12 protein-coding genes are annotated in these 13,645 nt (G+C 66.9%); 4 read left to right on the forward strand and 8 right to left on the reverse strand.

Annotation, left to right across the window (positions count from 1 at the left end; all coding sequences use genetic code 11):
* Positions 1-108: 108 nt before the first annotated feature.
* From ACWDTS_RS19035 to ACWDTS_RS19045, 3 genes are all read right to left on the reverse strand, one after another.
* Positions 109-981, reverse strand: coding sequence for an alpha/beta fold hydrolase (locus ACWDTS_RS19035; protein ID WP_248673470.1), 873 nt, complete (start codon positions 979-981; stop codon positions 109-111).
* A gap of 155 nt (positions 982-1,136) precedes the next feature.
* Positions 1,137-1,745 (reverse strand): pentapeptide repeat-containing protein, encoded by a 609-nt coding sequence (locus tag ACWDTS_RS19040; RefSeq protein ID WP_450118805.1) that lies wholly within the window; start codon positions 1,743-1,745, stop codon positions 1,137-1,139.
* Between the two features lie 63 nt (positions 1,746-1,808).
* The gene (locus tag ACWDTS_RS19045) at positions 1,809-2,702 is read right to left on the reverse strand and encodes a manganese catalase family protein (protein ID WP_450118806.1); all 894 of its coding nucleotides are present in this window, start codon (positions 2,700-2,702) and stop codon (positions 1,809-1,811) included.
* A 155-nt stretch (positions 2,703-2,857) separates the two neighbouring features.
* On the opposite strand from ACWDTS_RS19045, the gene ACWDTS_RS19050 reads away from it, so the two are divergent.
* Complete coding sequence (locus ACWDTS_RS19050; RefSeq protein ID WP_197252826.1) at positions 2,858-3,436, forward strand: hemerythrin domain-containing protein; 579 nt, start codon at positions 2,858-2,860, stop codon at positions 3,434-3,436.
* 18 nt (positions 3,437-3,454) lie between these two features.
* Here the strand turns inward: ACWDTS_RS19050 and ACWDTS_RS19055 are convergent, their stop codons facing one another.
* Positions 3,455-4,423, reverse strand: coding sequence for an LLM class F420-dependent oxidoreductase (locus tag ACWDTS_RS19055; protein WP_197252817.1), 969 nt, complete (start codon positions 4,421-4,423; stop codon positions 3,455-3,457).
* A 105-nt stretch (positions 4,424-4,528) separates the two neighbouring features.
* On the opposite strand from ACWDTS_RS19055, the gene ACWDTS_RS19060 reads away from it, so the two are divergent.
* Positions 4,529-6,010, forward strand: a complete 1,482-nt coding sequence (locus ACWDTS_RS19060; RefSeq protein WP_450118807.1) for an Hsp70 family protein — start codon at positions 4,529-4,531, stop codon at positions 6,008-6,010.
* Positions 6,011-6,196: 186 nt separating this feature from the next.
* On the opposite strand, the gene fahA is transcribed toward ACWDTS_RS19060, so the two are convergent.
* From fahA to ACWDTS_RS19080, 4 genes are all read right to left on the reverse strand, one after another.
* Positions 6,197-7,387, reverse strand: coding sequence for a fumarylacetoacetase (fahA, locus tag ACWDTS_RS19065; protein WP_197252982.1), 1,191 nt, complete (start codon positions 7,385-7,387; stop codon positions 6,197-6,199).
* Positions 7,384-8,268, reverse strand: coding sequence for a hypothetical protein (locus ACWDTS_RS19070; protein ID WP_450118808.1), 885 nt, complete (start codon positions 8,266-8,268; stop codon positions 7,384-7,386). Before ACWDTS_RS19070 ends, fahA begins: the two co-directional genes overlap by 4 nt.
* Positions 8,265-9,473, reverse strand: coding sequence for a homogentisate 1,2-dioxygenase (locus ACWDTS_RS19075; protein WP_450118809.1), 1,209 nt, complete (start codon positions 9,471-9,473; stop codon positions 8,265-8,267). Before ACWDTS_RS19075 ends, ACWDTS_RS19070 begins: the two co-directional genes overlap by 4 nt.
* A gap of 164 nt (positions 9,474-9,637) precedes the next feature.
* Positions 9,638-10,195, reverse strand: a complete 558-nt coding sequence (locus ACWDTS_RS19080) for a MarR family winged helix-turn-helix transcriptional regulator (protein ID WP_197252979.1) — start codon at positions 10,193-10,195, stop codon at positions 9,638-9,640.
* A 228-nt stretch (positions 10,196-10,423) separates the two neighbouring features.
* On the opposite strand from ACWDTS_RS19080, the gene ACWDTS_RS19085 reads away from it, so the two are divergent.
* Together ACWDTS_RS19085 and ACWDTS_RS19090 are read left to right on the forward strand one after the other, a co-directional pair.
* Positions 10,424-11,107, forward strand: coding sequence for an IclR family transcriptional regulator (locus tag ACWDTS_RS19085; protein ID WP_248673477.1), 684 nt, complete (start codon positions 10,424-10,426; stop codon positions 11,105-11,107).
* Between the two features lie 229 nt (positions 11,108-11,336).
* Positions 11,337-13,643 (forward strand): cytochrome P450, encoded by a 2,307-nt coding sequence (locus ACWDTS_RS19090; protein WP_450118810.1) that lies wholly within the window; start codon positions 11,337-11,339, stop codon positions 13,641-13,643.
* The last annotated feature ends 2 nt before the right edge of the window (positions 13,644-13,645 follow it).

Consider the following 13,645-nt stretch of genomic DNA (forward strand, 5'->3'; position numbering starts at 1 on the left):
CGCACCGGCAACCGCACAACCGGCCGTACCGGTGGACGGGAGGACCGGACCGAACGGCCCGGGCGTCGGGCATTCGACGTGGGCAACGATTCGCGGAGCGAGGACCGATCAGACCGCGCTGCGCTGCAGCGGTCCGTCGACCGGACTGAGAACACCGAGCAACCGTCCCAGCGCGGACGCCACCTGATCAGGGCATTCGGCGAGGATCCGATGCCCGGCCCCCACGATCCGCACGAACTCGGCGTGCGGCAGGAGATCGACGATCGCCTCCGAATGCGCGATGGGGACGTATCGATCCGCGGTTCCGGCGGCGACGACGACCGGCACCCTCGCGAGAGCGACCAGCGCCGCGGATTCGTCGAGCACCGCGAACGCCGCGAGCAGACGCGACCACGCCACCACCGACGTGGTGCTCGACAGCACCAGTCCGGCGGTCCGCAGCCACGAGTCGCCCTCGCGGCCGCGGGACAGCAATGAGCACAACCGGCCACCGGCCCGTTTCGACACCTCCATCGCCCGAGGTGCGCGCGCGACCGCCCCGTGCAGCATCGACGCGGCCGGGTGCCGCAGATAGCGACCCACCCCGTGTTCCGCGAGCCCCGACGCAGCGGTCGCGATGAGCGCGACCCCGACGATGCGGGCGCCGATCGCGGCGGGATACAGCCGCGCGTAGGCCATCGCCACCATGCCGCCCATCGAGTACCCGGCGAGCACGATCGGCCCCGTGGGCACCAGCGTCCGCAACACGGCGTCGAGGTCGCCGGCGAGGCCGTCGAGCGTAAGCGAGGACACTTCACCGGATCCCGAACGTCCGTGTCCCCGTTGGTCGTAACGCACGATGCGCACTTCGGGCGCCAGGTGGCGGCGGACGTCGTTCCAGCTGTCGGCGTCCTGACAGTGGCCGTGCACGAGGACGACGGTCAGCGCGGCGTCCCGCGGTCCCTCGATCGTCGCGGCCAGCGGCACCCCGTCGTCGGCCACTACTGTGACACGCGAGATCCCGCTACTGGCGGGCCTCCTCGGCATCTCGGAGGCGGGCCTCCTCGGCGTCTCGGACATGGGCACTCCTGCGATGAGGTCTGCCCGAATAGTCGCCCGAGGGTCGAATGTCGTTAACCGCTTTCACCGAATCGTGATCACTGCTCGACGATCAGCCCGAGCGCGGAGGCCATCGCGACCGCCTGCGTGAGGTCGATCTTCGCGCCTTCGAGCTTCGCCGTCGTCCACAGCGCCGGTCCGGTCTGTGCGCCGCGCAGGTCCGCACCGTCGAGTCGCACACCCGTCGTGCGCGCACCCGTCAGGTCGACGCCGCGCAGCGTGGCGGTGCGCAGGTCCGCTTCGACGAGATTGGTCTCCCGCAGCCGGCAGCCGGTGAAGTCGACGCCGCGCAGATCGGCCCGGCCGAGCGAGGCCAGGGTCAGGTCCACCTCGTCGAGGAGCACCGGGCGTATCCGGCACTGCTCGAAGGTCGAGCCCAGCAGGCTCGAGTATTGGAATTCACTGTGCCACAGGGTTGTTCGATCGAAGGTGCACGATCGGAAGGCGGTGGCGGCGTGCCGGGATCCGGACAGGTCCGCGCCGGTGAAGTCGCAGTCGGTGAACACCACGTGATCGGTGATCAGTCCACTGAGGTCGGCGTCGCGGAACGTGCAACCGGTGTAGGTGTGGTTCGTCCACTCCCGGCCGTCCAGCCGCGCATCCGAGAAGTCCTCGCCGACGATCTCCACCGTGCCTTCTGTGCCCATGCACCCGATCCTGCCCGACGGCCGGGGCGGCACGGGCCCCGGCTCGCCGCGCAGTCGATCCCGTCAGTTGGCGGGCGTGTGGTGCTCGTGGGTGAACGGTTTCGTTCCGTGCACCTCGGGCCCGCCCTGCGGGTTGTTGTCCACGCCGTGGTTCTCCCGGATGTCGGTTCCGAGCCACTGCTCGGTCGGCGCTTCGACGTACTTCCATTCCATGCCCTGCGGCCACGGACCCTGACCTTCGTTCCAGGGGCCTCGCACCGACTCCGCACCGTTGGACATGTTGAACGCGAGGTTCTGGAATCGGTCGTCACCTGCGAGCGCACCGGGCGGGAAGTTCACCGGCAGTTCGTTCAGGGCCGCGGTGAACTGCTGGTAGTGCGCGACCTCGCGTGTCATCAGGAAGGTGAGCGTCTCCTGCACGCCGGGGTCGTCGGTGAACTGCTTGAGGTACTCGTAGACGATCTTCGCCCGCGTTTCCGCGCCGAGATTGCTGCGCAGGTCGACGGTCGGATCGCCGTTGGCGTTGACGTATGCACCCGTCCAGGGGACTCCGGCCGAGTTGCTCACGTCGGGACCGCCGCCGGTCAGCGCCAGGTACAGCGGATTCACGGCAACCTGATGGATCGCCTGTTCCTTGCCGTCGGCGGTGGACACCAGCGGCATCCAGTCGCACCGTTCGTTCGCCATCTTCAGGTCGTCGTTGAGACCGTCCAACAGCATCGTGATCATCGATCCCACCATCTCGAGGTGACTCAGCTCCTCGGTGGCGATGTCCATGAACAAGTCGTACATCTTCGGGTTCTTGCGGCGCAGAATGAACGCCTGCGTGAAGTACTGCATCGCGGCTTTCAATTCGCCGTTGGCGCCACCGAACTGCTCCTGCAGAAGAGTGGCGAATCGCGGGTCGGGTCGGTCGACCCGCACCTCGAACTGTAGGTCCTTGTTGTGGATGAACATGTCACTCCCTCATCTGTGTGTGCACAGGGTCTGGAGGCGGGTACCCGGGACGCACGGAGGGAAACTGCCTCCGCCCGGACACCGTGCGTCGTTTACCGCAGGACCGCGCCGGGTATCACGTCGCGACCACCACCGAACCGGAGGCGATGACAATGGTGGATGCGTTCACTGTCCTGAGGAACGACCACGAGAGCGTGCTGGGCATGTTCGAGGTTCTCGACGGAGCCCCGCAGGGCAGCGGTGCCCAGCTCAGCGGATTGGGCACCATGGTGACCGATCTGGTCGTCGCGGAGTCGAGACACGAAGCGATCGAACAACAATACTTCTGGCCCCTGGTACGGGAACGACTCGAGGACGGCGACAAACTCGCCGACGACGCGATGTCACAGGAGAACTCGGGCAAGCATCTCCTTCAGAAGCTCGAGAACGGCAAACCCGGCGAAGACGAATACCACGGTGCACTGGCCGCTTTCATCACTGCGGGCCGCAAACACATCGCGTACGAGCAGAACGTGGTCTGGCCGCGTCTGGCCGCCGAACTGAGCGAAAGCGAACTTCAGGAACTGGGGGCAACTCTCCTCAACGCCAAGAAGAAGGCGCCCACGCGCCCGCATCCGGACACACCGTCCGGACCGGGCGCGCAGAAGATGATGGGCACGGCCGCCGCCACGCTCGACAAGATGCGCGATGCGGTCACCGGGCGCAGCCACCCACCGGACCCACCGACTCCGTAATCGATCCGGGCGAGGCGATCAGCGCGGAGCCAGCGCGCGGATCGCTTCCGCGGGATCGCCCGGGGTCGCCAGCGCGATCGCCGGCGTCGTCACGCCGGCCTCGGTGTAGCGCTCGATGTGTTCCCTGCAGGCGTCCGGATGGCCGTGGATCACGAGGTCGTCGACGACGCTGTCCGGGATCGCGTCGAGCGCGCCCTTGCGGTCGCCTTCCTCCCACAGCCGCCACATACCGGCGAACTCGTCCGATCGTCCGAGGAACTCGTGGAATGCGCGGTAGACGGGGACGTTCATGTAGGCGGCGATCATGCGCCGGCCGAGCGCGCGGGCGGTGTCGGTGTCGAAGCCCTGGAGCACGAAGATGCGCGCGACGATCTCCTTGCCGTCGCCGCCTTCGTGCACGTAGGGGGCCACGGTGCGCACGTCGTCCGCGGACAACCAGTTGACGATCGCCCCGTCCGCTTCCCGGCCGGCGAGCCGCAGCATGCCGGGTCGCAGGGCGGCGAGCAGCACCGGCGGTGCGGGATCGGCGACGAGTCCCGGACGGAACCCGTCGACCGTGAACGTGTCGTACTCCTGGCTCACCTTCTCCCCCGCGAGCGCGGACTTCAGGAAGCGCAGGGTGTCGCGGGCACGTTTGAACGGCTCCTCGAACGGTATGCCGTTCCACTTCTCGACGATCACGTTGGACGAGGTGCCCACGCCGAGCACGAACCGTCCCGGCGCCGCGCTCGCCAGGGTCGCCGCGGACATGGCGAGGGTTGCGGGGCCGCGCGTGTAGACGGGGACGATCGCGGTACCGAGACGGAGGGTCGGCGCCCACACGCTCGCGAGGGCGAGCGGCGTGAAGGCATCGGCGACGCCCGCCTCTGCCGACCACACGTCCGTGTAGCCGAGATCCGGGAGCTCTTCGATCAGTTTGCGCTGGTCCGGGAGCGGAATCCCGTCGAGGGGAACGGTCAGTCCCCAACGTCGTGTGGTGTGCGTCATGTTCGCCACCCTAACTGCACGGCGTCACCGGCAACATCGCCGACAGCACAGCGCCAGGCATGCTCGCCGCGCGCGACCCGTGACCAAACCGTTATAGTCGGCGTCATGACGTCAGTTCTCGGTATGTCGGTCGGTGCCAGCGCTGTGCGGTTCGCGCGCCGCGACACCGAGCGCCTCGACGGCCCCATCTTCCGATCGCACTCGGTGACCGCACTACTCGAACGGCCGGAGGAACCGGCCCCAGAATCCCTCGAGACGGTCCTCACCCGAACCGGCGAGATCGACCAGATACAGGCCATCGGCGTCGCGTACCGGAACGAGGCACAGGCCGATGCCGTTCAAACCGCGATGGCCCGACTGGACATCGACAACTTCCAACTGGTCCCCGAAGTGACCGCAGCGCTCGAAATGCTGGAAGCGTCAGGCGATCTCGGCGACCACGAGACGCTCGTGCTCTACGATCTCGGCAGCTCCGGCCTCACCATCACGGTCGTCGACCGCACCATGAGATTCGTGCTGAGCACCGTACGCTCGAACGAGATCAGCGGCGACCTCGTCGACCGGCTGATCTACGACCACCACCTCGAACAGCACCGCCTCACCCGCCCCATCGACACAGCAGCACACCTCGCCCTCACCGCCAGATGCCGCGATGCGAAGGAACAGCTGTCCACCAGCGACGCAGTGTGCATGCCGGGTGAAGGCGGTCTGCTGCTGCTCTCCCAGGACAGCTTCGGCTCGCTCATCGACGACCCCGTCAAGACGTCGGCCCGTCTCACCCGCGAAGTCATCCGCCGCTCGGGGCGCACCCCCGACGCCGCGGTACTCATCGGCGGCGGTGCCAACATCCCGCTGGTCACCTCCGTAATGGAGTCGTGGCTCAACATTCCGGTGATCGTGCCCGCACAGCCCGAACTCGTCGCGGCGGACGGTGCGGCCCTGCTCGCGCAGCCGGCGACCGACACCCTCACCAGCGCGGTGGTAGCCCCGACGGAAACACCCGCGCTCGGCCCGTCGAGCCACGACCTCGACACCGTCGAACTCCGGACCGTCGAAATCCGGCACACCACCGACGCGACCGACACCACCGACCCGACCGCACTGCCGTCGAAACGTCTGGGCTTCCTCATCGCCGGCGGTGTCGTCGCCGCCGTCGCTGTCGTCGGCCTCGCCATCGGCCTGCTTCCGGGTTCCGACGACGACGCGCAACCGGCCGCCACGCCACAGAACACCCAGGCACCCTCGGCTACGCAGGCAGTGGCGCCACAGCCCACCACGATCGCGGATGCGACGACGTCTCCGGAAGACGCTCCGCCGGTGATCGACAACCAGCCGGTGATCGAAGACCAGCCGAGGGTCCCCGCACAGACCCGGGCTCCGGCCACCTATCAGTCTCGGACGCAGTCTCCGACGCAGACCTTCACCACGCCGCATACGCAGGAAAGTGCGCCGGACGACGCGTCGGCTCCGCCGGCCCCACCGCAACCAGCGGGGCTCCTTCCCAACGTGCCGCAGTTCCAGATGCCCGCACTTCCCGCGCCCCCACAGATCCCCCTGCCCGAACTGCCCCGCAGACCAGGGTTCTGAATCCGGGTGCGACGACGAGATCGATGTTGTTTGCGGAATCTGCAGGGGAAGTCGCGAACAACACCGGTCTCGACCGACAAGTGATGCCCGGGACCTCGTGGGTCCCGGGCATCACTCTTGTGGTCCGACGTTCGCTCCAGAGGCGCTCCGGTTACTGCGCGGACCTGGTCTCGATGAAGACCGGGTTCAGTTGCCGGCGCCGCTGGCGGGCAGGATCCGGGTGCGGACCTCGCCGAAGCCGATCCGGGAGCCGTTCGGGCCGGGTGCGGTCGCCGAGATCGCGATCTCGTCGCCGTCCTCGATGAACGTGCGGGTCTCGTCGCCGACCTGAACGGGTTCGGCTCCACCCCACGTGAGTTCGATGAACGCGCCGCGCTGGTTCTTCTCCGGGCCGGAGATGGTGCCGGAGCCGAACAGGTCACCGGTGCGGGTGGCGGCGCCGTTGACGGACGTGTGCGCGAGCATCTGCGCCGGCGACCAGTACATCTGCGCGTAGGGCGGGCGGCTGACGACGACCCCGTTCCATTCGACCTCGAGGTCGATGTCCAGGCCCCACTTCTCGTTGCCCTGCAGGTACGGCAGCGGTTCCGGATCCTGCACCGGGGTGTCGATGCGGGCGGCTTCGAGTGCGGCGAGCGGCACGACCCACGGGGAGATCGACGTCGCGAACGACTTGCCGAGGTTCGGGCCGAGCGGCACGTACTCCCAGGCCTGGATGTCGCGGGCGGACCAGTCGTTGAGGATGACCGCGCCGAAGCAGTGCTCGGCGAACTCGTCCGGCTTGATCTGCGAGCCCATCGGGCTGCCGACACCGACGATGAACCCCATCTCGGCTTCGATGTCGAGGCGGATGGACGGACCGAAGACCGGCGCCGGATCGTTCGGGCCCTTGCGCTGGCCGCACGGGCGCACGATGTCGACACCCGAGGTGACCACCGTCGACGACCGGCCGTGGTAGCCGACGGGAAGGTGCTTCCAGTTCGGCATCAGCGGATCGGGGTTCTGCGGGCGGAACAACCGTCCGAGGTTCGACGCGTGGTTCTCCGACGCGTAGAAGTCGACGTAGTCCGCGACCTCGATCGGAAGGTGCAGCGTCACGTCCGCGATCGGGAACACCGCGTCGTCCGCGACCTCCCCGGACACGAGTTCCTTGATGGCGGAACGCACTTCGTCCCAGCGCCGGCGGCCCTGTGCCATGAAGGCATTGAGCGACGGCTCGGCGAAGACCACGTCGTCCTCGAAGACCCGGCTCAGGTCGAGCACCGTGTCGCCGACGCGGACGCCGACGCGCGGTTCGGAGTCCTCGGTGGAGAAGATGCCGTAGGGAAGGTTGTCGATGCCGAAGAGCGAACCCTCGGGAATGTCGATGACGGTCATGCGGGTGATCCTTCGGTAATCGGGAGAACGGTTGCGGGCACCAGGCCGAGGTCGATCAGATCGACGAGCGGTTCGACGATGCTGCAGGTACCGAGCGACCGGAACCGGCTGCGCACCTCGGTGATACGTGCCGGCGACAGCGCGGAGAGGCGGGTGGCGACGGCGGCACCGTCGCGGTCGGCGAGCACCGTCGCGAGGCCGGCCACGTCCGCGCCGTCCAGTGCGGCATCCACCGCGGCGAGCACGTTGAGGAAGCCGTGCTGCTCGAAGCCGGTGTGCGGGTCCGTGTTCCGGATCGCGTGGTGCAGACCCGCGGTCGCCTTGAACGGCACGCCGGCGTTGACTGCGGTCCGGATGGCTTCGGCCAGTTCGGTCTCGTCCGGGTAGGCCTCGGCGACGACACCGCCGGTGCGGAACTTGGCCGCGTGCGGCGTCCCGGCGAGCCCGGCCAGGAGGGCGGGCCGACGGTCGTCGCGGGGCACCTCGACGAACAGTGCGACGCCTGGGAGTTCGGCGGCGACAACGTCGAGCGCAGCGAGGAATTCGTCGGCGCTGCTGTCGGCGGGAACCGCGATCTCCGCTGCCTCGACGGTCACGCCGTCGAGTTCACGCAGCCGAGCCACCGCGGCGGACACGGTCGCGGGACCACCCGGAGCCGTGATGCTCAGAGCGAGTTCGCCGCCGAGCGGACGGGATTCGAGCGACTCGACCAGTTCTTCGATGCGCGGAACGGGAAAGACGAACAGCCCCACCAGATCCGAGTAGTCGGAGATACGGTGTCCGGCGTGCGCAGGCAGTGCCTGCTCCAGCGGGGCATTGCCCGGCGGGAACAGTGCGGCGTCGTCACACAGTCCAGTGAACAGAGTTCCGAGAGTTGTCACTTGCCTGCACCTCGATTGCGGTTCCAGCTTCCGGCGTAGGTGGTGTCCTCGCACGCGAACGCACCCTCGCCGAGTTCGAGCGGGCGGAACGTGTCGACCATCACGGCGAGTTCGTCGAAGAACTCGACGCCGATGCTGCGCTCGTATGCGCCGGGCTGCGGGCCGTGCGCGTGCCCACCCGGGTGGACCGAGATGGAGCCCTGCCCGATGCCGGATCCCTTGCGGGCCTCGTAGTCGCCGCCGCAGTAGAACATGATCTCGTCGGAGTCGACGTTGGAGTGGTAGTACGGCACCGGGACGGCGAGCGGGTGGTAGTCCACCTTGCGGGGCACGAAGTTGCAGATGACGAAGTTGTTGCCCTCGAACGCCTGGTGTGCCGGCGGCGGCTGGTGCACGCGACCGGTGATGGGCTCGTAGTCGTGGATGGAGAAGGTGTACGGGTAGAGGCAGCCGTCCCAGCCGACCACGTCGAACGGGTGCGTGGGCACGACGTAGCGGGTGCCGACGATGCCGTGCGACGTGCGGTGCTTGACGAGCACCTCGACCTCGCCCTCGAGGTTCTCGACCTCGACGAGGGCGGTCGGGCCGTGCAGGTCGCGCTCGCAGAACGGGGAGTTCTCGAGGAACTGGCCGAACCGCGACAGGTAACGCTTCGGCGGCACGATGTGGCTGTTGGCCTCGATGACGTAGGCGCGCAGCGGCTCGTCGCCGGTGGGGATCCAGCGGTGCGTCGTCGCCATCGGCAGCAGCACGTAGTCGCCGGACTTCGCCTCGAGCGTGCCGAAGACGGTTTCGACTGTGGCCGTGCCGGATTCGACGTAGACCATCTCGTCGCCGACGACGTTGCGGTACAGCGGCGATTCCTTCTTCGACACCACGTACGAGATGCGCACGTCGGCGTTGCCGAGGATCAGGCGGCGGCCGGTGACGACGTCGGTGTCCGCCCACAGGTTCTCGGGGAACAGGTCGTGGAGCTTGAGGTGCCGCGGCGTGAGCGGATGATTCGGCGTGGTGGTCTGGTCGGGCAGCTCCCACACGGTCGCATCGACGATCGCCGACGGGATGTGCCGGTGGTACAGCAGCGACGAGTCGGACGAGAAGCCCTCCTCGCCCATCAGCTCCTCGTAGTAGAGGTTGCCGTTCTCGTCGCGGTGCTGGGTGTGACGCTTCGGCGGGATGACGCCGAGCTGTCGGTAGAACGCCATGGGGTTCAGCTCCTCGCAGGTTCCTCAGGCCGATCGAGGCGGTTGCGCCCCGGTGTTAATAAACACATTAACTAGTTTTCCGGGACGAAAGCAACCACGGAACGGTCACGAGGTCGTGACGATCGGAGTATCCACACCCTTGACCGAGCACGGAGCTCCCGCGATCAGTTACGTCCGCGCACGTCGAACTGGCTGCGGTTCGTGATCAGCTTGTTCAGGAGCATGACGAGGATCTGCTGTTCGGCCTCGGTCAGCACCTCGACCCACGCCGCCTCGCGCTCGTTCTGCGCGCGGAACGCCTCGGAGATCTCGCGCTCCCCCGCCTCGGTGAGCGACAACTGCACCGATCGGCCGTCGTGACTCGCCGGCGTCCGCTCCAGGAGACCTGCCTCGACCAGCGGTTTTGCCAGATTCGACACGGCCGCGCGGCTCATGCCGGTCAGCCGTGCGGCGCCCTTCGGTTCGATCGGCCCGGCCAGCCACACGACGAACAGCAGGCGGTACGCGGACCACGACCGTCCGTTGGGCCGGTGCACGGTGGATTCGAGGTCGTAGGTGACGACGTCCGACGCCCGGTTCAGGGTGAGCAGCACCTCGGTGGCATTGCGGTGGTAGTCGCCGTATCTGCTGCCCAGCCGGCTTTTCGCGAGTTCGACGAACGACCAGTAGTCGAGCGAGTCCGGCGCTGCCGATCCCCCAACCTCGCTCTGCCCACCATCCATGGGGCCCACACTATCGCGGCTACTTGTGGAGATATTCGAGGCCGACGATTTCCGGGAATTCACCAAGATAGTATATCCATTAACTACCTCGCCCCGCCGATACGTCTGCCAGGAGACTGCACCCGCGCGCCGCGATGAGCATTGCACTGCGACAGTTACCGCTCCACTCGGAAAATTCTGTAGAAAGGACTCGGACAGACAGCCCCGGCCGGCCCGAGAAGGACCCACATGAGCACCTTGCAGACGCTCGATCGTGGGCTGCGCGCACTCGACATCGTGTCCCAGTCGCCATCCGGAATCTCTGTAGCGGACCTGTCCCGCGAACTCGATGTGCACCGAGCTATCTGCTATCGAATCGTCGCCACTCTCGAAGAGCATTCGCTGGTCGCCCGGGCCTCGGACGGCCGGATACGCCTGGGCGCCGCCGCGGTGGTGCTCGCGTCGAGATTCGAACCGCAGTTCGCGGTCGAGGTGAATCCGATACTGCACACGCTCGCCGACGAGACCCGCGCGACGGCATTCGTGTCCGTCGCCCAAGGGCAGAACTGCGTCGTAATCATGGTCGCCGAGCCGGAAGGCACGCTGCTGCGGGTGGGCTATCGCGTCGGTAGTAGCCATCCGATCGACCGCGGCGCCGCAGGCATCGCGATCCTCGCCCTGCGACCCGAATCGCCGGGTGACTCCGAGGCGGTACGCCGAGCTCGGGCCGACGGCTACAGCCTCACCCGCGGCCAGCTCGAGCACGGCGCAGTCGGTATCGCGTCCGGTATCGCACTCCCACAGGGAGTCGGGCCGGGCGCCGGCCTCGAACGGAGCGTCGGCGTCGTTGCAATAGACGGCCTTGACACCGAACGCGCGGCGCAGGCGGTCATGCGCACCGCCCGCGAAATCGAGCGCCTCATCAACGTCTGACGCTCCCCACAACAGCTTTCCCTCGCGAAGCTGCGCACTCACACCGCAGCAACGTCCACATCGTGGTACCCGTCTCCCCGCGACAGTCCCGTTCACCGTTCCCTGGGCCGCACTTGACCGCGAATGTGACCACGCTTACCCTGATCGAAGTTCGCTCACAGTTACATGTTGTGCGTTATTAGTAACTTCGCAGCTCAATGCGAGTCCAACACAGACGGAGATGCAAGCCATGAGCGCATGCCCGATCGATCACACGGCCCTTCAGACCGCGGGCTGCCCGATTTCCGCGAATGCCGCCGCCTTCGATCCCTTCACCGGCCCGTACCAGGTGGACCCTGCGGCGTCGCTGCGCTGGTCGCGCGATGAGGAGCCGGTGTTCTACAGCCCGGAACTCGGATACTGGGTCGTGACCAGGTATGAAGACGTCAAGGCCGTCTTTCGCGACAACATCCTGTTCTCGCCGTCGATCGCACTCGAGAAGATCACTCCGGTCTCGGACGAGGCGACCGCGACGCTCGCGAAGTACGACTACGCGATGGCGCGCACTCTCGTGAACGAGGACGAACCCGCGCACATGCCGCGACGACGGGCGCTGATGGACCCGTTCACCCCCAAGGAACTCGTCCACCACGAGCCGATGGTTCGCCGGCTCACCCGCGAGTACGTCGATCGCTTCATCGAGTCCGGAAAAGCCGACCTCGTCGACGAAATGCTGTGGGAGGTCCCGCTCACCGTGGCGCTGCACTTCCTCGGCGTGCCGGAAGAAGACATGGATACGATGCGCAAGTACTCGATCGCGCACACCGTGAACACCTGGGGCCGGCCGGCACCCGAGCAGCAGGTTGCGGTCGCCGAGGCCGTCGGCAAATTCTGGCAGTACGCAGGCCAGGTCCTCGAGAAGATGCGCAAGGACCCATCCGGCCACGGCTGGATGCCGTTCGGAATCCGGGTCCAGCAGGAGCAGCCCGACGTCGTCACCGACTCCTACCTGCATTCGATGATGATGGCGGGAATCGTTGCAGCACACGAGACTACAGCCAATGCATCCGCGAACGCCTTCCGCCTGCTGCTCGAGAACCGCAGCGTGTGGGAGGAGATCTGCGCCGACCCGAGCCTGATCCCCAATGCCGTCGAGGAGTGCCTGCGCCACTCGGGTTCGGTCGCCGCGTGGCGCCGCCTGGTCACCGCCGACACCACGATCGGTGGCATCGCGATTCCCGAAGGCTCGAAGTTGCTGATCGTGACGTCATCCGCGAACCACGACGAGCGTCATTTCGACAACGCCGACGACTTCGACATCCGCCGGGAGAACTCGAGCGATCACCTGACCTTCGGGTACGGCAGTCACCAGTGCATGGGTAAGAACCTGGCACGCATGGAGATGCAGATCTTCCTCGAGGAGTTCACCAAGCGCCTCCCCCACATGGAACTGGTCCCGGATCAGGAGTTCACCTACCTGCCTAACACGTCGTTCCGCGGCCCCGATCACGTGTGGGTGCAGTGGGACCCGGAGAAGAATCCCGAACGTGCCGATCCGTCGATCCTCGATGATCGCCGTCCAGTGAAGATCGGAGAACCGTCGAAGACCGGCATTTCACGCACCGTGTCGGTCGACTCCATCACCCCCGCCGCCGACGGCGTCGTGCGCGTGCGCCTGTCCGATCCGTCGGGCAGGCCGCTACCCAAGTGGACTCCGGGATCGCATATCGACGTCGAACTCGGCGACCTGTCTCGGCAGTACTCGCTGTGCAGCAATCCGAATGACCTGTCGCACTATGAAATCGCAGTGCTGGAGGAACCCGCAAGCCGCGGCGGCTCCCGCTACGTGCACCACACGCTGCGTGCCGGCGACACCCTGAAGATGCGCGGTCCGCGCAACCACTTCAAGCTCGACCCGGATGCCCGGCGCTACATCTTTGTGGCGGGCGGAATCGGCGTCACCCCGATCGTCGCGATGGCCGACCACGCCAAAGCATCCGGGAAGGATTACGAGATCCACTACTGCGGAAGAGATGTCGCAACAATGGCGCTGCTCGACCGACTCTCGGACGAGCACGGCGACAGGCTGGTGGTGCACTCGGGTGCGGCGGGCAACCGCCTCGACATCCGAGCCCTGCTCGCGACGCCGGTCGAGGACACTCAGATCTACTCGTGCGGCCCGAAGCGCTTGCTCACCGCCCTCGAGGACGCGACGTCGCACTGGCCCGACGACTCGCTGCACATCGAACACTTCACGTCGAACCTCGCCACGCTCGACCCGGCCGACGAGCACCCGTTCGAGGTCGAACTGCGCGACTCCGGTCTGACCATCCAGGTGGCGCCCGACCAGACGGTGCTCGACGCCCTGCGCGCGTCGAACATCGACATCCAGAGCGACTGCGAAGAAGGATTGTGTGGATCGTGCGAAGCCACCGTCCTCGACGGCGAAATCGATCATCGCGACTTGGTTCTCACCAAAACCGAACGAGCTCAGAACAAGTCGATGATGACGTGCTGCTCGCGCGCGTGCGGCAAGAAGATCACCCTCGCGCTCTGACC

It is taken from the genome of Rhodococcus sp. NPDC003383 (genome assembly GCF_053589115.1).

What these genes read in the sequence shown, in the direction of transcription:
- ACWDTS_RS19040 (WP_450118805.1), bottom strand. Translation starts at nt 1,745, where the DNA reads ATGGGCACAGAAGGCACGGTGGAGATCGTCGGCGAGGACTTCTCGGAT.
- ACWDTS_RS19045 (WP_450118806.1), bottom strand. Translation starts at nt 2,702, where the DNA reads ATGTTCATCCACAACAAGGACCTACAGTTCGAGGTGCGGGTCGACCGA.
- ACWDTS_RS19055 (WP_197252817.1), bottom strand. Translation starts at nt 4,423, where the DNA reads ATGACGCACACCACACGACGTTGGGGACTGACCGTTCCCCTCGACGGG.
- ACWDTS_RS19060 (WP_450118807.1), top strand. Translation starts at nt 4,529, where the DNA reads ATGACGTCAGTTCTCGGTATGTCGGTCGGTGCCAGCGCTGTGCGGTTC.
- fahA (WP_197252982.1), bottom strand. Translation starts at nt 7,387, where the DNA reads ATGACCGTCATCGACATTCCCGAGGGTTCGCTCTTCGGCATCGACAAC.
- ACWDTS_RS19075 (WP_450118809.1), bottom strand. Translation starts at nt 9,473, where the DNA reads ATGGCGTTCTACCGACAGCTCGGCGTCATCCCGCCGAAGCGTCACACC.
- ACWDTS_RS19080 (WP_197252979.1), bottom strand. Translation starts at nt 10,195, where the DNA reads ATGGATGGTGGGCAGAGCGAGGTTGGGGGATCGGCAGCGCCGGACTCG.
- ACWDTS_RS19085 (WP_248673477.1), top strand. Translation starts at nt 10,424, where the DNA reads ATGAGCACCTTGCAGACGCTCGATCGTGGGCTGCGCGCACTCGACATC.
- ACWDTS_RS19090 (WP_450118810.1), top strand. Translation starts at nt 11,337, where the DNA reads ATGAGCGCATGCCCGATCGATCACACGGCCCTTCAGACCGCGGGCTGC.